General features: G+C 34.1%; 19 protein-coding genes. 18 read left to right on the plus strand and 1 reads right to left on the minus strand.

The features are described 5' to 3' along the window. Positions 1-200 precede the first annotated feature (200 nt). From C8E03_RS14225 to C8E03_RS14235, 3 genes are all read left to right on the plus strand, one after another. Positions 201-1,040: a DegV family protein gene (locus tag C8E03_RS14225; protein ID WP_094376439.1), complete on the plus strand. Its 840-nt coding sequence runs from the start codon at positions 201-203 to the stop codon at positions 1,038-1,040. Positions 1,041-1,147: 107 nt separating this feature from the next. Further along, entirely contained in the window at positions 1,148-1,396 is a 249-nt protein-coding gene (locus C8E03_RS14230; RefSeq protein ID WP_094376438.1) for a hypothetical protein, read from the plus strand. Positions 1,397-1,399: 3 nt separating this feature from the next. Beyond that, positions 1,400-2,389, plus strand: a complete 990-nt coding sequence (locus C8E03_RS14235; protein WP_110291337.1) for a DHH family phosphoesterase — start codon at positions 1,400-1,402, stop codon at positions 2,387-2,389. A 106-nt stretch (positions 2,390-2,495) separates the two neighbouring features. On the opposite strand, the gene C8E03_RS14240 is transcribed toward C8E03_RS14235, so the two are convergent. Further along, positions 2,496-3,719, minus strand: a complete 1,224-nt coding sequence (locus C8E03_RS14240; RefSeq protein WP_094376436.1) for an argininosuccinate synthase — start codon at positions 3,717-3,719, stop codon at positions 2,496-2,498. Between the two features lie 417 nt (positions 3,720-4,136). On the opposite strand from C8E03_RS14240, the gene argC reads away from it, so the two are divergent. The 15 genes from argC to C8E03_RS14320 all read left to right on the plus strand — a co-directional run bounded on the left by argC (position 4,137) and on the right by C8E03_RS14320 (position 21,658). Then, the gene (argC, locus tag C8E03_RS14245; RefSeq protein WP_094376435.1) at positions 4,137-5,177 is read left to right on the plus strand and encodes an N-acetyl-gamma-glutamyl-phosphate reductase; all 1,041 of its coding nucleotides are present in this window, start codon (positions 4,137-4,139) and stop codon (positions 5,175-5,177) included. Positions 5,178-5,192: 15 nt separating this feature from the next. Further along, positions 5,193-5,636, plus strand: a complete 444-nt coding sequence (locus tag C8E03_RS14250) for a GNAT family N-acetyltransferase (protein WP_094376434.1) — start codon at positions 5,193-5,195, stop codon at positions 5,634-5,636. 18 nt (positions 5,637-5,654) lie between these two features. Continuing rightward, positions 5,655-6,878 (plus strand): bifunctional glutamate N-acetyltransferase/amino-acid acetyltransferase ArgJ, encoded by a 1,224-nt coding sequence (gene argJ, locus C8E03_RS14255; RefSeq protein ID WP_094376442.1) that lies wholly within the window; start codon positions 5,655-5,657, stop codon positions 6,876-6,878. Between the two features lie 18 nt (positions 6,879-6,896). Beyond that, positions 6,897-7,793 (plus strand): acetylglutamate kinase, encoded by an 897-nt coding sequence (gene argB / locus C8E03_RS14260; RefSeq protein ID WP_094376433.1) that lies wholly within the window; start codon positions 6,897-6,899, stop codon positions 7,791-7,793. Further along, positions 7,780-8,973 carry an aspartate aminotransferase family protein gene (locus C8E03_RS14265; protein WP_094376432.1) on the plus strand — a complete coding sequence of 398 codons (1,194 nt, stop codon included), beginning with the start codon at positions 7,780-7,782 and terminating at the stop codon, positions 8,971-8,973. Before argB ends, C8E03_RS14265 begins: the two co-directional genes overlap by 14 nt. 47 nt (positions 8,974-9,020) lie before the next feature. Then, positions 9,021-10,631, plus strand: a complete 1,611-nt coding sequence (locus C8E03_RS14270) for a sugar ABC transporter substrate-binding protein (protein ID WP_110291338.1) — start codon at positions 9,021-9,023, stop codon at positions 10,629-10,631. Between the two features lie 78 nt (positions 10,632-10,709). Then, positions 10,710-11,141, plus strand: a complete 432-nt coding sequence (locus C8E03_RS14275) for a DMT family transporter (protein ID WP_094376430.1) — start codon at positions 10,710-10,712, stop codon at positions 11,139-11,141. A 95-nt stretch (positions 11,142-11,236) separates the two neighbouring features. Further along, on the plus strand, positions 11,237-11,845 hold the full coding sequence (locus tag C8E03_RS14280; protein ID WP_110291339.1) for a helix-hairpin-helix domain-containing protein: 609 nt from the start codon (positions 11,237-11,239) through the stop codon (positions 11,843-11,845). Between the two features lie 10 nt (positions 11,846-11,855). After that, the gene (locus C8E03_RS14285; RefSeq protein ID WP_094376428.1) at positions 11,856-12,545 is read left to right on the plus strand and encodes a response regulator transcription factor; all 690 of its coding nucleotides are present in this window, start codon (positions 11,856-11,858) and stop codon (positions 12,543-12,545) included. A 217-nt stretch (positions 12,546-12,762) separates the two neighbouring features. Beyond that, positions 12,763-14,190 (plus strand): sensor histidine kinase, encoded by a 1,428-nt coding sequence (locus C8E03_RS14290; protein ID WP_094376441.1) that lies wholly within the window; start codon positions 12,763-12,765, stop codon positions 14,188-14,190. Positions 14,191-14,243: 53 nt separating this feature from the next. Beyond that, positions 14,244-15,197: a GerMN domain-containing protein gene (locus C8E03_RS14295; RefSeq protein ID WP_170123004.1), complete on the plus strand. Its 954-nt coding sequence runs from the start codon at positions 14,244-14,246 to the stop codon at positions 15,195-15,197. Next, positions 15,190-17,370: a DNA internalization-related competence protein ComEC/Rec2 gene (locus C8E03_RS14300; protein WP_110291340.1), complete on the plus strand. Its 2,181-nt coding sequence runs from the start codon at positions 15,190-15,192 to the stop codon at positions 17,368-17,370. The genes C8E03_RS14295 and C8E03_RS14300 overlap by 8 nt, the downstream gene beginning before the upstream one ends. A gap of 272 nt (positions 17,371-17,642) precedes the next feature. Next, the gene (locus tag C8E03_RS14305; RefSeq protein ID WP_094376425.1) at positions 17,643-19,886 is read left to right on the plus strand and encodes a peptidase domain-containing ABC transporter; all 2,244 of its coding nucleotides are present in this window, start codon (positions 17,643-17,645) and stop codon (positions 19,884-19,886) included. A gap of 81 nt (positions 19,887-19,967) precedes the next feature. Continuing rightward, positions 19,968-20,291, plus strand: a complete 324-nt coding sequence (locus C8E03_RS14310; RefSeq protein WP_094376424.1) for a hypothetical protein — start codon at positions 19,968-19,970, stop codon at positions 20,289-20,291. 323 nt (positions 20,292-20,614) lie between these two features. Further along, positions 20,615-21,658: a site-2 protease family protein gene (locus C8E03_RS14320; RefSeq protein ID WP_094376422.1), complete on the plus strand. Its 1,044-nt coding sequence runs from the start codon at positions 20,615-20,617 to the stop codon at positions 21,656-21,658. Positions 21,659-21,666 lie beyond the last annotated feature (8 nt).

Genomic DNA, 21,666 nt, shown 5'->3' on the forward strand with positions numbered 1-21,666 from the left:
GTAATGGGAATAAAGGATCAGGATAATTTAATTAAAATATTACAAGTATATTTTTCATAAAAATACTTTTATTTATTTTATATGTATGCTATTATTAGTAGTAATCAAAACTATATTATGTAGTTAGTGAAGAGAAAATTGCATAAAAAGCTACTATTGACATACAAATTAGTAGTTTTCTCATAAATTAGGAGGTAACTATGAGCTATAAAATAATTGTAGATAGTTGTGGAGAATTTACAGAAAGATTAAAAGAGGATAAACATTTTGTCAATGTCCCATTACAGCTTCAAGTTGATGATCATATTATTGTAGATGATGAGTTCTTTGATCAGGCTGACTTTCTTAAAAAGGTGGCCGCAAGTCCGAATTGTCCCAAGTCGTCATGTCCGTCTCCTGAAAAATATATGCAGGAGTTTACTACTGATGCAGAGGATGTGTATGCAGTAACCTTGTCCAGTCAATTGAGCGGTTCCTACAATAGTGCTGTTTTGGGTAAGAATCTTTATCATGAAGAAAAGGGAAATAAGAACATTCATGTATTCGATTCAAAATCGGCATCTATAGGTGAAACCTTGATTGCACTAAAAGCTGAAGAGTGTGAAACGGCGGGAATGGGCTTTCATGATGTTGTGAGAACTGTGGAAGAGTATATTGAAAATATGCATACGTACTTTGTGTTAGAATCTTTAGAAACACTTAGAAAAAATGGAAGATTAAGTAATTTAAAGGCATTTGTTGCAGGAGCTTTAAATATTAAGCCAGTTATGGGAGCGACCAGCGAAGGCAGTATTTGTCAGTTAGGTCAGGCCAGAGGAATCAATAAAGCATTGGATAAGATGATGAATATTATTGTAGAGCAGGTAAAGGATTCAGAGAATAAAATACTTGCAATTTCGCATTGCAATTGTCCAGAAAGAGCGCTGATGGTGAAAGAGGAATTGCTTAAAAAATGTAAATTTAAAGATATTATTTTATGTGAAACCGCTGGAGTAAGTACATTATATGCAAATGATGGAGGTATAATAGCAGTCGTTTAATATGAATTTTAATATTTCAAATTTATTTTAACAAAAATTCACAAATATAGTGTATAATACATCTATGTAAATAAGCAGAAATTATATATTGGAGGAGTGAATTTAGTATGAGTCAGGAAAAAGTGGAACGCTATAAAAAGGAAAAAGCCAATAGAAAAAAAATTATAATGCAGGAAAAACGAAAATCAATAGCTGTGAAGCTATCGATTTCATTAGTTTCAATCGCTGCGATTGGTTGGATTGGTTATTCTGCATATAATGTAATAGAGTCGAATAAGCCAGAGACAGTAGTATCTGTGAACATGGATTCTATTAATGATTATTTTGCTGGTTTATCAGCTGATACAGCTCAATAGGGTATGACAAAACTAGATAATATATTGTCAAATATATCTTCAAACTATGTTTATATTCAAACACATAATTTTCCGGATCCGGATGCCATTGCAAGTGCTTATGGCTTGCAGAAGCTGCTAGAAAATAAGAATATTTCATCTTCCATATGTTATATGGGAAGGATTGATAGGTTAAGTACTGCTAAAATGATAGAGGAACTTGGTATTACGCTATTTAATATCAAGGATGTCCATAATATGACAGAGAATGATGAAATCATTCTTGTGGATTCGCAAAAGGGTAACATTAATGTAGAAGATATTATAGGTCATGAAGTAATCTGTATCGATCACCATCCATTAAATGAAGCCAGTGAGTATAAATTTGCTGATATACGAAAAGATGTTGGAGCTTGTGCTTCTATTGTAGGCGAATATTTTATTGAGAATCATATACCGATTGATAAGATGACAGCTACGGCATTGATTTATGGAATAAAAATTGATACTGCGAATTTAAGCAGAGGAGTTTCCAAGCTTGATTTAGATATGTTCTATTATTTGTATACCAAATGTAATATGGATATTGTCAGGAGGCTGGAGCACAGCGTATTGCAAATAGATGACTTACATGCCTATGCAAATGCAATTAATAATATTGATATAGTTGAAGGTATTAGCTTTGCAAATACAGGGATGGATTGTCCCGAGGCGCTTATTGCAACAATATCTGATTTTATGATGTCAATCTCAAACGTCTATTTATCCATAGTATACGCAAGAAAAGTTGAGGGGCTGAAGCTTTCGGTTCGAAGTAAATTTAGTACATGTGATGCAGGAGAATTATGCAAATCTGCCTTAATGGGATTTGGTAATGGCGGCGGACATGCCCATATGGCAGGAGGTTTTGTACCCTTTACAGGTGATGATAAACAGGAAGAGAGGCTCATAGCAGAAATTAAAGAGCGATTTCTATTGCATGCAAAGAATCAGGTGCAATTACATAATAAATAAAATAAAGAATAGGCTGTAGGATGAAACAGTCTATTCTTTATTTTATGTGGAAAAGCGTAATTATCAAGGGCAGTAATATTTCAATTATTTGCCAATTCTGCTTATTTTAATTGTTTTTACTTAATTCTGCCATCTTCATTGCACGCACTTTCAGTGATAAACCAAATAAGTTAATAAAGCCTTCTGCATCGTGATGGTCGTATAATTCACCTGTTGTAAAGCTGGCTAAGGATTCACTGTATAAGGAATATGGTGAGGTGGTACCGGCCTTTATTATATTCCCCTTATAAAGCTTGAATTTAACTTCTCCAGTTACATATTGCTGCGTAGATTCAATAAATGCCTGAACTGCTTCACGAAGCGGAGTAAACCATTTTCCTTCATACACTATATCAGCAAATTTATTTGCCATTTCCTTTTTCACGGTTAGAGTAGCACGGTCTAAGATTAATTCCTCTAATTGAGTGTGTGCTTCCATAAGTATGGTTCCGCCCGGAGTTTCATAGACTCCACGGGATTTCATTCCAACAACACGGTTTTCTACAATGTCAATGATTCCTATGCCGTGTTTTCCTCCTAATTCATTTAATTTTTCAATGATTGTGGAGGCTTTCATTTTTTCTCCGTTAAGACTTATAGGAATACCATTTTCAAAAGTCATAGTAACATATTCACCCTCGTTTGGAGCTTCTTGGGGAGATACACTTAGTACTAATAAATGGTCATAATTTGGTTCAATTGCAGGATCTTCAAGCTCAAGGCCTTCGTGGCTGATGTGCCAAAGATTTCTGTCACGGCTGTAGCTGTTATCAGCGGAGAAAGGAAGGTCAATACCATGCTCCTTACAATATTGAATCTCATCCTCACGAGATTGCATTTTCCAGGTATCATTACATCTCCATGGAGCAATAATCTTTAAATCGGGGGCAAGTGCTTTAATACCTAATTCAAAACGAACCTGATCATTTCCCTTTCCGGTTGCACCGTGGCAAATAGCAACGGCACTTTCAAGTCTTGCAATTTCAACTAATTTTTTTGCAATAACAGGTCTTGCCATAGAGGTTCCAAGTAAATATTTATTTTCATAAACAGCATTTGCCTGAACGCAAGGAATTACATAATCATCAACAAATTCATCTACTACGTTTTCTACATATAATTTTGTGGCACCAGACAATTTGGCTCTTTCTTCCAGACCGTCCAATTCATTTCCCTGTCCAACATTAATACATACACATACTACGTCGTAATCATAGTTTTCTTTTAACCAAGGAATAATAGCAGTTGTATCAAGTCCGCCAGAATACGCTAAAATAACTTTCTCTTTCATAAAATGCCTCCTAATATGTTATATTTTTGAAAAGGATAATAACTCCCTTTGCTTTTAGAATAATATACATCATCATTCATAGAAATTCAAGTGCAATTTTATACATTATTTTATTATTATTATTCATAAATGTGTGCAATATGATACAAAGAAGTTAGAAATATGCTATTTTTTTAAATAAAAAACAAATTATATCAATAGAACAAAGACTGTAGTTATAGGTAATAAGAGACTTCGAATAATAATAATAGAATTATTATCATTATTATATGAGTAAAAATACAATTGTTTAAATAATGCAAAAATATTAAAAAATTTAGTTGCACATTATGCAAAGGTGATGTATAATTATGCAATACAAGAAATTGGAAGTATATTAAAATTCCTGATACAACAGGAAATAAAGGAGATGTTATTATGATAAAAGCAGGTATTATTGGTTCGACAGGATATGCAGGTCAAGAATTAGTAAGAATTCTTGTCGGACATAGAGAGACTCAAATAAAGTGGTTTGGCTCAAGAAGCTATATAGATAAGAAATACTCTGAGGTTTATCGTAATATGTTTCAGATTATAGAAAATAATTGTTTGGATGATAATATGGAAGAATTAGCAAAACAGGTGGATGTTATTTTCACAGCAACTCCACAGGGTTTATGTTCTTCTCTTGTAAGTGAAGAGATATTATCTAAGGTTAAAGTGATTGATTTAAGTGCAGATTATAGAATCAAAGATGTAAAAATTTATGAAGAATGGTATAAACTAAAACATCAGTCACCACAATTTATAGGAGAAGCAGTATATGGGCTTTGTGAGATAAATCGCAACGATATAAAAAATGCAAGATTGGTTGCAAATCCTGGATGCTATCCTACCTGTTCTACACTTTCCATTTATCCGCTGATAAAGGAAGGCTTGATTGATTTAAATTCAATTATTATAGATGCCAAATCAGGTACTTCAGGTGCAGGAAGAGGAGCGAAGATAGATAATCTGTATTGCGAGGTCAATGAAAATATCAAGGCATATGGAGTAACAGTTCATAGACATACTCCTGAGATTGAGGAGCAATTATCCTATGCAGCAAACAAAGAGATTAAGATTAATTTTACTCCTCATTTGGTTCCTATGAATCGTGGAATTTTAATTACGGCTTACGCTTCACTAAGTAAAGATGTTAGCTATGAGCAGATGAAAGCGGTATATGATAAATATTATCAGAATGAAAAATTTGTAAGAGTTCTTGACAAGGATATATGTCCGGAAACCAAATGGGTTGAGGGAAGTAATTATGTAGATGTAAATTTCAAAATTGATCCTAGAACAAATCGTGTTATTATGATGGGAGCTATGGACAATCTTGTAAAGGGAGCAGCAGGGCAGGCTGTTCAGAATATGAATTTGATGTTTGGTCTGAAAGAAAGTATGGGGCTTGATTTAGTACCAATGTTTCCATAAAGTGAGGTAGAAAGAATGATTAGGACAATGAAAATTGATGATTATAAAGAGGTTCGTGCACTTTGGGAAAGTATTAAGGGATTTGCAATTCGAAGCATAGATGATTCCTATGAGAATATAGAGCGATTTTTAAAAAGAAATCCAACTACAAGTATTGTGGCAGAGGAGGATGGAAAGATAGTTGGCAGCATACTGTGTGGGCATGATGGAAGACGGGGTTGTTTTTATCATGTATGTGTGGAAGAGAGTAAGAGAAAGAATGGAATTGGGAAGCGAATGGCAAAAGCTGCCCTTGAGGCTTTAGAAAATGAGCAGATTAATAAGGTTACTTTAATTGCCTTTAAGAAAAATGAATTGGGAAATTCCTTTTGGCAGGAACTTGGATGGACATTTCGAGAGGACTTAAATTATTATGATATTACATTAAATGTAGATAATATAACAACATTTATTCAATAGAAAGGGCAGGTAAGTATGATGAAAATAATTGACGGTGGAGTGACTGCAGCTAAGGGCTTTGTGGCTACTTGTACAGCTGCTGGTATCAAATACAAGGATAGAAAAGATATGGCTTTGATTTACAGTGAGGTGCCATGTAAAACAGCAGGAACTTACACAACGAATATTGTGAAAGCAGCACCTGTATTATGGGATAAGGAATTGACAGACCATTCGCCGTATACCCAGGCGGTTGTCATTAATGCGGGAATTGCAAATGCTTGTACAGGCAAAGAAGGGTTTCAATATTGTGAGGAAACAGCAACTGAGGCTTCCGAGTCTTTAAATATACCAGTAAACAGCGTTTTAGTTGCATCAACGGGAGTAATCGGAAAGCAGCTTCCAATGGATAAGATTAAGGCGGGTGTGAAAGTAATGGCTCAAAAGCTTGGACAAACAATTGAAGATGGTCATGCAGCAGCCAAAGCCATTATGACCACAGATACGTTGCCAAAGGAAGCTGCTGTGGAGGTTATCATTGGAGGCCGGTGTGTGACAATAGGTGGTATGTGTAAAGGATCAGGAATGATTCATCCAAATATGTGTACCATGCTTTCTTTTATAACAACGGATATTGCGATTTCCAAGGAGCTTTTACAAGAGGCATTAAGCGAGGACGTTAAGGACACCTATAACATGATATCAGTAGATGGTGACACTTCAACGAATGATACGGTATTATTAATGGCAAATGGTTTAGCTGGTAATGCAGAAATCACGTCAAAAAATGAAGATTACAATCAATTTAAGAAAGCACTTAATTATATCAATACTTGTTTATCTAAGAAAATTGCAGGTGACGGAGAAGGAGCAACGGCTTTGTTTGAGGTTCAGGTAATTGGAGCTGAGTCAAAGGAACAGGCTGTTGTATTAAGTAAATCCGTTATTACCTCGAGTCTTACTAAGGCAGCAATTTTTGGGCATGACGCAAATTGGGGTAGAATCTTATGTGCAATGGGCTATTCGGGTGCGCAATTTGACCCTGAAAAAGTAGATTTATATTTCGAAAGTAAAGCAGGTAAGTTACAAATTATAGAAAACGGTGTTGCTCTGAACTACAGTGAAGAGGAAGCAACAAAAATTTTATCTGAGACTGAAGTATCTGCAATTGCAGATATTAAGATGGGGGATGCGAAAGCAACTGCCTGGGGTTGTGATTTAACCTATGACTACGTAAAAATAAATGCGGATTATCGTTCTTAAGGGAAAGAGGGAAAAGAGATGGAAATGGAATTATGGCTTCAAAAGGCACAGGTTTTAATCGAAGCATTACCATATATTCAAAGATTTAATGGAAAGATAATAGTTGTAAAATATGGCGGCAGTGCTATGATAGATGATGAATTAAAGAAAAATGTAATAAAGGATGTTGCTCTTCTTAAATTAGTTGGTTTTAAGCCTATTATAGTACATGGTGGTGGTAAGGAAATCAATAAATGGATTAAAAAATCAGGTATGGAGTCTCAATTTATCAATGGATTGAGAGTAACGGATGCACCTACGATGGAAATAGCAGAAATGGTACTTAACAAGGTGAATAAGAACCTGGTTCAGATGATGGAAAGTCTTGGGGTAAAGGCTGTTGGTATCAGTGGTAAGGATAGTTCTACCATTCGTGTAGATAAAAAGTTTTCAGGTGGAAAAGATATTGGCTTTGTTGGTGAAGTAAAAGAGGTAAAAACAGATTTAATCAATACCCTGTTGGAAAATGATTTTATACCAGTTATTTGCCCGGTAGGTATTGATGATAATTATAACACTTATAATATCAATGCAGATGATGCTGCCTGTGCCATTGCAAAAAGTGTAAAGGCAGAAAAGCTAGTATTTTTGACTGATATAGAAGGTGTTTATAGAGATCCGCTTAAATCAGAAACTTTAATTTCAGAACTTACGATTCCAGAAGCAAAGGAGTTTTTAAAAAGTGGCAACGTAGGTGGGGGAATGCTTCCCAAGTTGCAAAATTGCATTGATGCAATTGAGAGCGGTGTATCCAGAGTTCATATTTTAGATGGACGTATTGAACATTGCTTATTACTTGAATTTTTTACGAATAAGGGAATTGGCACGGCAATTTTAAATGAATCAGAAAGCAGGTATTTTAATGAGCATGAATAATTATATGGAACAGGCAGAACAATACTTATTACATACCTATAATCGCTATCAAATTGTGTTGGAAAAAGGAGAAGGCGTTTATCTGTATGATACAAATGGTAAGAAGTATTTGGATTTTGCTGCGGGAATTGCAGTTAATGCACTTGGCTATAGCAATGAAGAATATAAGACAGCATTAAAAAATCAAATAGATTTATTAATGCATACCTCGAATCTGTATTACAATGTTCCAATGGCAGAGGCTAGCAAAAAGTTAGCAAAAGCGTCTGGATTTGATCGAGTGTTCTTTACAAATAGTGGTACAGAAGCCATTGAAGGTGCTATCAAAACTGCAAGAAAGTATGCATTTAATAAGGATGGAAAAACAGATCATGAGATCATAGCCATGAAGCATTCTTTTCATGGAAGAAGTCTTGGAGCTTTATCCGTAACAGGAAACCCACACTATCAGGAGGCATTTAAACCACTCATAGGCGGCATTTCGTTTGCAGATTTTAATGATTTAGACAGCGTAAAAGCGTTGGTAAACGAAAAGACTTGTGCAATTCTTCTTGAGCCGATTCAGGGAGAAGGCGGAATTTATCCTGCGACGAAAGAATTTATGGAAGGGGTAAGAAAGCTTTGTGATGCCCATGATATTCTATTGATTTTTGATGAAATTCAATGTGGAATGGGAAGATGTGGCAGCATGTTTGCTTGGCAGGGATATGGAGTAAAGCCAGATGTGATGACTTGTGCAAAAGCTTTAGGCTGTGGAGTACCGGTAGGAGCCTTTGTTATGAGTCAAAAGGCAGCAGTGTTAGTACCTGGTGACCATGGAACGACTTATGGAGGAAATCCGTTTGCATGTGCTGCAGTAAGCAAAGTATTTGATTTGTATGAAAGTGAAAATATAGTTGAAAATGTGAATAAGATAAGTGTATACTTAAATGATAAGCTTGATTCACTTGTGGAAAAGTTTGATTGTGTTGAAGGAAGACGTGGAAAAGGTTTGATGCAGGGATTAATTCTTAATAAACCAGCCAATGATTTAGTGTTAAAGGCAATGGAGCAGGGATTAATTCTTATCACGGCCGGAACGAATGTAGTCAGAATAGTTCCTCCTTTGGTTATAACAAAAGAACATGTGAATGAGATGATAGAAAAGCTTGAAAAAAGTTTAGCTGGTTTACAGGAGTAAAGAGCCAGAAGCTCCTGCTGGCTAATTTGTGAACAGGAGATAAGAAATTGAAGCATATCATTAAGAAAGTTATAAGTATCAGCTTAACCGTCGTGTTAATCGCATGCTTTACCAGCTGTAAGGAAACCACAAATGAAAATGTTGCCGATAATTCAAATGAGACAAAGGATGTGCAGCCTGAAATTGTGGTGTGGTATACTAATAGTGACTTGAGTGACTATATTGATGAGGCAGCCAAAGAATATAGTACAGAAAATAATATTATAGTTACGTCGAAATTAGTATCCGCAATGGATTATATAGAAAATATCAATCAGGCAGTCTTAGGAGATGAGATTGCCCCTGATTTGTTTGTGGCAGAAAATAGTAATTTGGAAAAATTATATTTGGCAGGATTAACACTTCAAAATACGGATGAAACCTATTCGGAAAATAGCTATTATGAAACAGCACTAAATGCATTTACTTATAAAAATAAGCTGTTAGCATATCCAATGTATTTTGAAACAAGCTACTTGTTATATAATCAGGATTATGTTACGAAAGCACCGGAAACGATAGATGAGATTCTCACATTTGCGGATGAATTTGACGCACCGGAAGGTGTGGAAGCAATATTTAACTGGGATGTAACTGACATTTTATGTAATTATTTTTTTGTTGGAAATTATTTGAATAATGATGAGATTAATAATGAAAATTATATTTTAGATAGGAACAAATTGCAGGAAGCGCTGACCTATTACCAAAACCTGAATCAATATTTTGCAATTGATGCAAAGACGGTTGATTATGAAACGGCATTTGAAAAATTTACTGCCGGAAAAAGTGTATTTACAATTGCAAAAACGGACAAACTACCAGAAATAGAAATGATAGAAGGTGAAACAAGTGATAGCATTCAAGCGATTAACCAAAATGGAAATACTGGCAAAATATATGAAACAGATGAAGAAGGAGTTAATGAAGCAAAAGAAGATGATACTTCGAAAGAAGAGCAGGAGAAAAATGTTAACAATGCTTCTGAAAAAGCTTCCAAAGACAACACAGAAAACATTGAGAGTTCTTCAAAAGAACCAAATGTTACTAAGCAGATAAGCCAATCAACGTTAAAAGACTTTACTGCCGGCATTGAAAAAATGCTAAGACAGTGCTTTGCACAAGAAAATAGTGTTTCGGACAATCAATCATTAGAAACTAACAGCTCATCAGAGGACAACAGCCAGATAGAGGAGGGCAGTTCTATTGAAGAGGATGCAATAAGTGGTATGGGAACAATTGTAGATAAAAACAGTAGTTTTAAAATTGTTCCACTACCCAATTTAACAACAGAACTTGAAAGTAAGGGACTTGCAATCAGTTACGGTGTATTTGTCAATGGCTATACCCAAAAAGCAGAGGAAGCAAAAAAATTTGCAAAATATCTTACTTATGATAAAGCAGACAAATTGTATGAAGAGGCAGGAAAGCTGTCTTCTCGAAATGATATCAATTACAACAGTGAAAATATTGCAAATGTATTAAAGCAGTATGAAAATTCAGCAAATGTACCAAAGCAGATGGAAAATGAAGATTATTGGCTCAAGCTTGAAATCGCCTTTTCTAATATTTGGAAAGGTGAGGACGTAGCACAGGCTATAGAAGAAATGTCAAAATAGCATAGGTTATCAAAATGAATATAATTCCAATTATGTGGAAATAATTTGCATATGACAATATATGGAGGTTGTGGAAGGATGATTGGAATTATTATTGCTTTGGTTGCAGGAGCACTGATGAGTGTTCAAGGGGTTTTTAATACTGAGGTAACAAAGGACACCAGTATTTGGGTATCAAATAGCTGGGTTCAATTTAGCGCCCTGATTATTTGTATCGGAGCATGGTTTTTTACCGGACGAGAAAGTTTTGCAGGACTGATGCAGGTCAGTCCTAAATATATGCTGTTTGGTGGTGTATTTGGAGCTGTAATCACTTATACAGTGATTAAAAGTATGGCTTCATTAGGACCGGCAAAAGCGGTTATGATTATTGTTATATCACAGCTTATTGTAGCTTATCTAATTGAGCTGTTTGGTGTATTCGGAGTAGACAAGGTTGAATTTGAGTGGAAAAAATTATTTGGAATGATATTAGCTATAGTTGGAGTAGTATTATTTAAATGGGAATAAAAATAGGAAAAAAGTAACTTGTAATAATCAGATTTTTTAGTTACAATAAAGTAGTCTGGCATAGAGGGAAATCCATAAGCTATTATGGAGGTAATATGCAAATAGGCAAATTCATTAAATATATTATAATATGTATTACATTTTTATTATGTGGGTGTTTGTATAGCTGTGAGGACAGCTCGAAAACAAAGGTATCTCTTAAGGAGGACGATAAAGTCCAAACAGAGGAATTAAAAGTGGAGTACGAAGCGGATAATAACAAAGACAGTGCGCAGGATAACACAATGATTTATGTATATATTTGCGGTGAAGTTGAAAATCCCGGTGTATATCAGGTAGAAGATGGAGCAAGATTATATCAAGTGGTTGAGTTAGCAGGAGGTATTTCAGAAAACGCTGCGGATGACTATTTAAATCTTGCTGAATGTGTAGAAGATGGGCAAAAGATTATAGTTCCCTCAGAAGAGGACGCTGAGCAATTGGAACAGTCAGACAAAGAGTCGGCTTCGGGGTTAGTTAACATCAATACGGCAGATGAAGAGAAGCTTACTACTTTACCTGGTATCGGCACTTCCAAAGCAAAATGTATCATTGCATATAGAGAATCTAAGGGTAAATTTCAAACAATTGAAGAACTAATGCAGATTGAAGGGATTAAAGAGGGAGTTTTTAATAAGGTCAAAGATATGATTACAGTAAAATGAGGTGAAAATCGTGGGAAAGAAAGTACTTGTTGTCGATGATGAAAAATTAATTGTTAAGGGAATTCGTTTTAGTCTTGAACAGGATGGAATGGATGTAGACTGTGCCTATGATGGGGAGGAAGCCCTGAGTCTGGCTAAGGAACATGAATATGACATTGTATTACTTGATGTAATGCTTCCCAAGTTAAACGGATTTGAAGTATGCCAGCAGATTCGAGATTTTTCTACTATGCCAATTGTCATGCTGACCGCAAAAGGAGATGATATGGATAAAATATTAGGACTTGAATACGGAGCAGACGATTACATAACAAAACCGTTTAATATATTAGAGGTTAAAGCAAGAATCAAGGCAATTATGCGGAGAACAAGTAAAAAGGCAGAACAAGCAGAAAATAAAAAGATGATACAGATTGGTGATTTAAAACTTGATTGTGAAGGCAGAAGGGTATATATTTCAGGAAAAGAAATTAATCTTACGGCAAAAGAATTTGATGTTTTGGAATTATTAGTATTTAATCCGAACAAGGTGTACAGCAGAGAGAATTTGCTAAATATTGTATGGGGCTATGAATATCCTGGAGATGTCAGGACAGTCGATGTGCATATTCGGAGATTAAGAGAAAAAATTGAATCAAACCCAAGTGAACCTAAATACGTTCATACAAAATGGGGCGTGGGCTATTACTTCCAGGAGTAGGTAAAGAATCGGATTATTAAGCAATAAAAATCAGGTCTGAGAGTATTACTTTCAGACCTATATTTCTGTCTATTTAGGTGATTACAAATGAAGAGATATCTTGTCAATGTAAGATAGATTATCTTTTTCATAATAGAAAACTAACAGTTGAATTCATGATGTGTAAATGCTAATATTGTTGTAGCGAAGAGATGAAAAGTAGGTGTTTATTATATTTTTGAAATTAAAAAAAAGGGGAAAATTTGTTAATAGCTTGAAATTCAGGTTGATGATAGCATTATCCTTGGTTGGTATTATTCCGGGCTTTTTACTAAAAAGTGGAATTATTGACAGTTATGAGGACAGAGCCGTTCAACAAAGAAGCATTGACGTATCAAATCAGTGTAAAATTTTATCCAATCAGATATGTACCTATGGATATTTAGTAGAGCCAACCTCAGAAATGATTAATGCCGAAATAGAACAATTGGCTGGAATGTATGACGGACGCTTAATGGTTATTGATAATGCATTTAAAATTATTAAAGATACTTATGTGTTAGAGGAAGGTAAGACAATTGTATCAGAAGAGGTAATTAAATGCTTTAAAGGAGAAAATACAACCAGCTATATAAAGAAAAATAATTATATCCAGTTGACAGTTCCAATTATTGATACAATTACAAAAGATTCTGTCGGTGTGATTTTGGTTAGTATTTCGACTGACAGTATAAGGGATAGTATTTCAATTCTTTACCAAAAGGCTTCCTTACTCCAGTTTGGTATGGGAATTGTAATCCTAACGCTTGCGTTTTATTTGGCAAGGGTTCTAGTAAAGCCCTTTGCCAGAGTCAGTAATGCAATAGAAGCCTTGAATGAAGGTTATATCAATGAAAAAATATCAGTTGCAGATTATACAGAAACGGAATTGATATCAGAGGCCTTTAATAAGATGATGTCAAGGATGAAAGTGCTTGATGATTCCAGACAGGAATTTGTTTCAAATGTGTCTCATGAATTAAAGACACCACTTACTTCTATGAAAGTGCTTGCAGATTCCCTGATTGCACAAGAGGATGTGCAGGCAGAATTATATAAGGAATTTATGATTGATATTACACAGGAAATTGACAGAGAGAATAAGATTATTAATGACTTACTGTCTCTTGTTAAATTGGACAAGACTTCTGCTGATTTAAATATTGCTTCGGTGAATATCAATGAGCTTTTAGAGCTTATTTTAAAGAGATTACGTCCAATAGCGGCCAAGAGCAATATTGAGTTGATATTTGAGAGCTTTCGTCCTGTTACGGCAGAGGTAGACGAGGTTAAAATAACACTTGCAATATCGAATCTGGTTGAGAATGCGATAAAATATAATATTGAAAATGGATGGGTACATGTATCCTTGAATGCTGACCATAAGTATTTCTATATTAAAGTAGCAGATTCTGGAATTGGGATTCCAGAAGAATCGGTAGAGCATATATACGAAAGATTTTATCGGGTAGATAAGTCTCATTCCAGAGAAATAGGAGGCACTGGTTTAGGGCTTTCTATTACCAGAAATGCCATTTTGATGCATCGCGGTGCGATTAAGGTATACAGTAAGGAAGGGGAAGGCACGACCTTTACGGTAAGAGTTCCTCTTAATTATATATCCTAGTGATAAATAGTTAACCTTACTGCTATAAAAAATAAGCAAGAATGGAGGTAAGAATGAATAAGTTAAGAATTATATTTTTTTGTACCATTCTAGGTCTGTTGCTGACAGCCTGTGGCAATAAAAAAGCAGTTTCATCAGGCTATTTTATGTATTATGTGAATAAAGAAGAGACGAAAATAGTGACAGAGGCATATCAGCCAAATAGTGAAGCTACCAATGAAATAGTTGGAGAGTTCATTGCACTACTTGATGAAAACCCTAAAAATGCAAACTATAAAAAAGCAAAACCGGATAACGTTAAGGTATTGAATTATACACTAGAATCTAATCAGGTATATATTACATTTGATAAAGGCTATTATGATATGTCGGAAGTTACGGAGGTGCTGCTTAGAACCGCTGTTGTTAGAATGATGACCCAAATACCGGGCGTTGAATTTGTTTCCTTTTATATTAATGATAAACCGCTTACTGATGTTAATGGAAATGTAATTGGAATAATGACCACAGATAATTTTATTGAAAATACCGGGGATGAGATTAATACCTACGAAAGGACAAAGCTTACCTTATATTATGCAAATACGGAAGGCAATAAATTGATAGAAACTTCGGTCGATGTGGTATACAGCAGTAATATATCAATGGAAAAGCTGATTATAGAGCAATTGATTAAAGGTCCTACTTCTGATAAAGTATATCCCACGATACCACCGGAAACAAAGCTGATTAGTGTTTCTATAAAAAATGGTATTTGCTACGTAAATTTTGACGAGGGATTTTTGAATAAGACGTATGATTTAAGTGAGTCAGTGCCAGTATATTCAGTAGTTAATTCTTTGCTGGAGCTTTCCACTATTAATAAAGTTCAGATTTTAATAAACGGTGAAACAGACATTACATATCGAGAGGTAATAAATTTCGATACACTGTTTGAACGTAATTTAGATATTATCGAAAACGATTCCATAGTGACGAGTGGAAAGGAGGATGTAATCAATGAGTAAGCGTCCGCTATGTATTGGTGCACTTGTTTATGTTCTTGTGATTGCCTGCTTATTGCTCATTGACACACTTGGATTGGCGAGCTTGCCATTGACTACTAAAGAGTCAATGGCGGCAAGTTTAATTAATAATAATGAATCGATTAGTGTGACCGGGAAAGTATATAAGCAGGAGGAAAAGAATGAGCAGTTATTGTTATATATAAAACATGTGTATTTAAAACAAGGTTCAAAAAAAGTAAAGGCAAATAATATTATTATTTATACAAACCATTCAAAAGCCATATCAATTGGCAATCAAATCGAAGTCATCGGTAAATCGAAAAAATTCCAAAAACCATCTAACCTAGGGCAGTTTAATTCCTATTTATATTACAAAAGCCAAAACATAGATTTTGGTATACAGGCAATGAAGCTTGAAATTATAGATACAAAATACAGCTTCATACAAAATACTTTATCAAGCTTTGCAAGGCAATTAGGCAGCAATTTTGACGATATAACAAAGAATATTTCTGAAAGCGGCACTTTCAAGGCAATGGTACTGGGGGACAAATCTGACTTTACAGCTGATATTAAGGAGCTGTATCAAAAGGGCGGTATTTTGCATGCTTTTTGTGTAAGTGGATTACATATAGGTATCATTGGAATGTTTCTATTTCATATATTGAAAAAATGCGGTTTGGGTTACAAGACTGCAGGCAGCATAGGAATTGTAATTGTGATATGCTATGCAAATATGACGGGCTTTGGTGTTTCTGCTTGCAGGGCGATGATAATGTTTATCGTAGCAATGCTTGCCAGAATGCTTGGCCGAACCTATGATATTTTATCTGCAGTAGCCTTGGCAGCCATTCTGGTTCTCATGGAGAATCCTCTTTATCTGGTTAATACAGGTTTCTTATTGTCTTTTGGTGCAATGCTTGGAATTGGAGCGGTAACACCGATACTAATCAAAACAATACCATACAAATCTGGTATTATAAAAGCTTTTTTGTCAAGTCTAGGGGTAACAGTTGTTACACTCCCCATTATCTTATCTTCATATTATGAATTTCCCACTTATTCTATCTTATTAAATTTGGTTGTTCTGCCTATTATGAGTTATGTTCTGCTATCCGGAATATTAGGCTGTCTATGCGCTGAATTCAGTGTCAGTCTTGGTAGTTTTATGATAGGGATGGGAAGTTATATTCTAAGACTATATGAAGCATTATGCAACATAGCAAAAAAGCTGCCGTTTTCAACCATTGTTATTGGAAAGCCTTTGATTGTACAGATTGTGATTTACTATGTGTTGCTAATTATGATGCTCTATCTTTTACAGAGAAAAGAAAAAAAGAGGTATTTACTAATCGTTATTTTCATGATTGGTATCCTTACCTATCGAATGCCAAATGAATTTACAGTTACCTTTCTTGATGTTGGGCAGGGAGATGGTATTGTGATTCAGTCAGTAGATGGAACAAATTATATGATTGATGGTGGAAGCACAGATGTAAGGAATGTAGGTAAATATAGAATATTACCCTATTTAAAATCAAACGGAATTAAGAAATTAGATTACTGTATCTTGACTCATCCAGATGAAGATCACAAATCCGGGTTAATCGAAATCATAAATTCTGATTATAAAATAGATAATCTCATTTTGCCTGATATAGGAATGAAAGATGATGCTTTTACTGAGCTAGAACAATTAGCGAAAGAATCTGGAATCCATGTATTTTATTTTAGTAAAGGTAATAAGCTGACAAAAGGGGGACTTGAGCTTGAATGTTTGCATCCATATAAAGAATATGGTCCAGAATCTAGAAATGATTATTCAACGGTATTAAGCTTAAGATATGGTGAATTAGATATGCTTCTTACAGGAGATATTGAGACAAAAGGGGAAAAGGAAATTACAGAAATAATTACAAAAGATTATGACATCTTAAAAGTAGCACATCATGGGTCAAAGAACTCAACATCTAAGGAATTCTTAGATAAAATAAATGCAGAATATGCTATTATTTCATGCGGTGAGAATAATCGATATGGCCATCCGCATCAGGAATTGCTACAAAGGCTTGAAGCTAGTAAAATGGAGGTAATGATAACCAAAGATGTTGGAGCTATCACGATTAAGGTAAAAGGGAAAGAATTGGAGTATAGTGGATATAAGGGAGAATAGTGAAATATGAGAATCAGTAAGTCAGAAATGTAGGAGCAATGTAGGAGGGGGCTTCCTTTTAAATAGTCCATTTGTGCTTTCAAACAGTCCGATTGTGACTTTTTATTGAAAAAAAAATCGTATTTTGTTAAATTGTTAATAGGATTTTTTAGCAAACCACTGGAAAAACTAGGAGCAAGGCAGATAATAGAGGCTATTAGTCTCACTTACGGAAATTGCCATTTAAAATAGTATAAAAAATATTAGTATGATCTAAAGACCAAGGAGTAAATATGAGATATACCTATGTAAAACAGCAGGATGCAACGGATTGTGCAGCAGCATGTCTGGCTATGATATGCTTGCATTATCGGAAAGAAACAACGATTACAAGGCTTAGGGATATGATGGGAACCGACTTAAAGGGAACGAACCTGATTGGTCTTAGTAAATGTGCGGACGAGCTTGGATTTATTTCACAGGCGGTACGCGTGGATAAGGAAGGTTTTTTAAGTAAGTATACACTTCCTGCCATTGCGAATATCGTTACGAAGGAAGGTTTAAGCCACTTTGTAGTTATCTTTAAGATAACAGATAAGCATGTGGTTCTTGGTGATCCAGCCAAGGATTTAATGAGAGTAGGGATTGATGAGTTTTATAAAGACTTTACGGGGGCGATGCTCATTCTAAAGCCGAATCAGCAGTTTGCTACAGGAAAGTTGAAAAATGAAAAGCTATTTAATCGTTATGTTAAGTTATTAGTACCGCAAAGAAAGTTGTTTGCCTATTCGATTCTGGCATCTATTCTATTGACGGTATTGGGAATAGTATCCTCTCTGTTTAATAAAATATTGATGGATGAGATTTTACCCTATAAGCTGAAAAATACATTAGTTATGGTGCTGATTGTATTTGCCCTATTATCGGTAACACAGGTAGTCATAGGTTTTGTAAGACAATGGATGATGATTTATCTGTCACAGAAGATTGATATTCCGTTAATGCTTGGATATTTTGAACATATTTATAAATTACCGATGAAGTTTTTTGCCACTAGAAAAACAGGAGATATTATTACAAGGTTTTCGGACGCCTTTACGATTAAAGATATCTTTACCAACATTGCCCTTACACTGATTATGGACATTGCAATGGCGTTAGTTACAGGTGTTATCCTGTTTAAGATGAATACAGGTTTGTTTGTCATTATACTATTTATGACAATTATCAGTATTTTACTAGTATTTATTTTCAAACAGCCTTATAAAAAGATTAATGAAGAACAGATGCAGCAGGCATCTATACTAAATTCGCAGATTATTGAAGGACTTAGAGCGGTGGAGACCGTGAAGGGAAATGCGAATGAGGAAACAGAGCTTGAGGGGATTGAGAGGGAGTATATTAAGTCATTAAGGATTTCTTTAAATGAAGGAATGCTTTCTAATATTCAGGGTTCTATTTCAGAACTAATCTCACAAGTAGGAAATTTAATATTAATGTATTTTGGAATTATGCAGGTTATCAACAATCATACTACATTAGGTGCTATGATGGCATTTATGACTTTGTCAGGCTATTTTATGGATCCAGTATCAAGACTGGTAGGACTACAATTACAGATTCAAGAGGCTAATATTTCTATGAAACGAATGACAGAAATTTTGGATTATGAAGAAGAACAAGAAACAGAGAATAGGAATGCTTATCAAAATATTGAAATGATTGAAGGGGATATTGAAGTTAAGAATGTAACATTTCGTTATGGCAACAGAAAGCCTGTACTAAAGGATATCAGCTTTACGATACCAAAAGGGAAAAAAATCGCATTAGTAGGTGCGAGTGGAAGTGGGAAGTCTACCATTGCAAAATTGCTTTTGAAATATTATGAACCCGAAAATGGAGAAATCTTAATTGATGGTGTGGATATCAATGAATATAGCAATACATCACTTAGAAGAGCTATTTCCTATGTACCACAGTCCATTGAGTTATTTTCGAAAAGTATCTATGATAATATCAAAGTCAGTAAAATGAATTCTACCCTAGATGAGGTAAAGGAGGCGGCCAAAGCGGCAGATGCCCATGATTTTATCAAAAAGCTTCCGATGCAGTATTACACCTATCTAGAGGAAGCAGGGAATGGGCTTAGTGGTGGAGAAAAGCAGAGAATTGCACTGGCTAGAGCTTTCTTAAAGAAAAATGAATTTTACATACTGGATGAAAGTACAAGTAATCTGGACTTTGCTACGGAAAATATCATTTTTGATATGATCTACAATAAATTTAGAAGTAAATCTATGCTAATTATTGCCCACCGATTAGCCACAGTGAAGAACTGTGATGAAATCCTTGTGATTGATAAGGGTGAAGTAGTAGAACAGGGAACGCATGAGAAACTATTACAAAGACAAGGGCAATATTATAAACTATGGGAAATGCAACAGGGGAACTTTGTGATTCGAGAGGAAGAGACTAATGAATTTGATTATGAAAGCGTTCTTATAATAGAAAATGAAAATGAAGTAAGTTATACATAAGCGGTGTTAAACATATGTTTTACATAAATTAAATCAATTGGTTGCAAACAATTGAAAAAAAATAAAAAGGAGAGTCCAATAATGGAAATGTGTTACGAAGGGGCATTAGCAATGCCAAGTGGATTTGCAGTTATGGAAGAAGAAGAAATGATGATAATTGAAGGAGGAGGAGCTTTTACAGCAAAAACAGCGTTGAAATGGATAGCTGCTACCATCTTAGGAGGAATAGTATATGATGTGCTAAAAGCAGCTGCCATAAAAGTTGGTTGTTGGGCAGCGCTAAATGCAGCTGCAATTGCTACAGTAGTTAGTCGTGTGGTAGCTGTTGGTATTCTGACAGGAATAGCAGCTTGTTATGGGGCAATGCTCTATAAAACATATAAATCATTAATGAAAAAACGATAGTATTTAATTCATAGCTAAGAATTAGATATGTAGCAATTCTTGAGCCTACTAATGAGAAGTTTATCTTAAATAGTATTAAGAAGCTTTACATTATATTAGTAGGCTCAGGTTAAAATAATAGGTTGGAAAGGTAAGAAGAAAGATGAAGGAGAATGTAAAGACTAGAATTATAAAATTTATTATTATGTGTCTAATTATGGCAGTGATTTATGGTTTTATTCAGACTGGGGATGTTATTAGGGACTATATAACTGTTTTTGTTATTGCAGGGTTATTTGCATTAATAGAAGTAAGCATATATTTTTATAGAAATAGGAAATAATATGAAAAATCTAATTCAGAGTTTATTAATAGTTTTATTATCCATTATTTCATTTTGTGTATTTTATTATATTGTATTTATAGATTCACAGAAACTATCTATAAGTAGTGTATTTATAGAAGTAGGAGTTAGTTTAATATTATCAATAGAAGCACATGAATTTGGGCATTACATAGTAGGCAAGTATTACAAATACTCTTTATTAAGTTTAATAGTATTGGGAATTAAAATAACAAAAACTTTAAATAATGAAAAAAAATATAAATTAGAGTTTTCGCCAGAGTGGTTATTAAGTGGAACAGTTGTTTTCGATTATCAAAAAGAGATTACATCAGAAGATTCTTTATCAATATTTTATGAAAAATTTAGATATATTTCCCTCGGTGGACCAGCTATATCACTATTTATTATTATAATGAGTTTAGTTTTCTATTCAATTTCAATAATAACATATCCTATGTTATTAATTATTTTATTAATTAATAGTATGATTTTAGTAGGAGGGTGTTTTAGTAATTCAACTGAAATAAATGATATAGATTTGTTTTTTAAAGTTTCAAAGTATAAAAATAATTTGTTTTATTGGATTTGTTTTAATAATAATATCTCTAATAATACTTTTATTTTAGATAAAAAAGAAATTTTGGCAGAAGAACTAATTAGTAAAAAAACTATTAGTGCGTTTGAAATGATGTTTATGTGCAACACAATATGGGAAATGTACGATAATGGGAAGTTGAATGTAAAAATTAATTTAAAGTTATGTCAGTCTTATAAGGAAATTAAGTGTTCTAATATTTATTACTACTATTTAATAATTTCAATATTAGTAATTATAAATTATACAATTAATAAAGAAAAGGCTATAGAGTTATATAATTATATTCAAAATAAGCCTCGTATATTATTTGTGTTAAAAGAAAAAAGTTCAGGAGTGTCATACTTTATATTATTAATGGAAAATATAATATGTAATAAACAAGAATTAATAGAAGATAGTTTAATATTAAAAGCTAGAAATAAAATAGGATTAGATTTTAATTAATATTAAAC

Source organism: Lachnotalea glycerini (assembly GCF_003201285.1).
In the GTDB taxonomy this organism is placed as follows: domain Bacteria; phylum Bacillota; class Clostridia; order Lachnospirales; family Lachnospiraceae; genus Lachnotalea; species Lachnotalea glycerini.

What these genes read in the sequence shown, in the direction of transcription:
- C8E03_RS14320 (WP_094376422.1), top strand. Translation starts at nt 20,615, where the DNA reads ATGAAAAATCTAATTCAGAGTTTATTAATAGTTTTATTATCCATTATT.
- C8E03_RS14250 (WP_094376434.1), top strand. Translation starts at nt 5,193, where the DNA reads ATGATTAGGACAATGAAAATTGATGATTATAAAGAGGTTCGTGCACTT.
- C8E03_RS14225 (WP_094376439.1), top strand. Translation starts at nt 201, where the DNA reads ATGAGCTATAAAATAATTGTAGATAGTTGTGGAGAATTTACAGAAAGA.
- argJ (WP_094376442.1), top strand. Translation starts at nt 5,655, where the DNA reads ATGAAAATAATTGACGGTGGAGTGACTGCAGCTAAGGGCTTTGTGGCT.
- C8E03_RS14300 (WP_110291340.1), top strand. Translation starts at nt 15,190, where the DNA reads ATGAGTAAGCGTCCGCTATGTATTGGTGCACTTGTTTATGTTCTTGTG.
- C8E03_RS14305 (WP_094376425.1), top strand. Translation starts at nt 17,643, where the DNA reads ATGAGATATACCTATGTAAAACAGCAGGATGCAACGGATTGTGCAGCA.
- C8E03_RS14265 (WP_094376432.1), top strand. Translation starts at nt 7,780, where the DNA reads ATGAGCATGAATAATTATATGGAACAGGCAGAACAATACTTATTACAT.
- C8E03_RS14310 (WP_094376424.1), top strand. Translation starts at nt 19,968, where the DNA reads ATGGAAATGTGTTACGAAGGGGCATTAGCAATGCCAAGTGGATTTGCA.
- C8E03_RS14240 (WP_094376436.1), bottom strand. Translation starts at nt 3,719, where the DNA reads ATGAAAGAGAAAGTTATTTTAGCGTATTCTGGCGGACTTGATACAACT.
- argC (WP_094376435.1), top strand. Translation starts at nt 4,137, where the DNA reads ATGATAAAAGCAGGTATTATTGGTTCGACAGGATATGCAGGTCAAGAA.
- argB (WP_094376433.1), top strand. Translation starts at nt 6,897, where the DNA reads ATGGAAATGGAATTATGGCTTCAAAAGGCACAGGTTTTAATCGAAGCA.
- C8E03_RS14230 (WP_094376438.1), top strand. Translation starts at nt 1,148, where the DNA reads ATGAGTCAGGAAAAAGTGGAACGCTATAAAAAGGAAAAAGCCAATAGA.
- C8E03_RS14235 (WP_110291337.1), top strand. Translation starts at nt 1,400, where the DNA reads ATGACAAAACTAGATAATATATTGTCAAATATATCTTCAAACTATGTT.
- C8E03_RS14295 (WP_170123004.1), top strand. Translation starts at nt 14,244, where the DNA reads ATGAATAAGTTAAGAATTATATTTTTTTGTACCATTCTAGGTCTGTTG.
- C8E03_RS14280 (WP_110291339.1), top strand. Translation starts at nt 11,237, where the DNA reads ATGCAAATAGGCAAATTCATTAAATATATTATAATATGTATTACATTT.
- C8E03_RS14275 (WP_094376430.1), top strand. Translation starts at nt 10,710, where the DNA reads ATGATTGGAATTATTATTGCTTTGGTTGCAGGAGCACTGATGAGTGTT.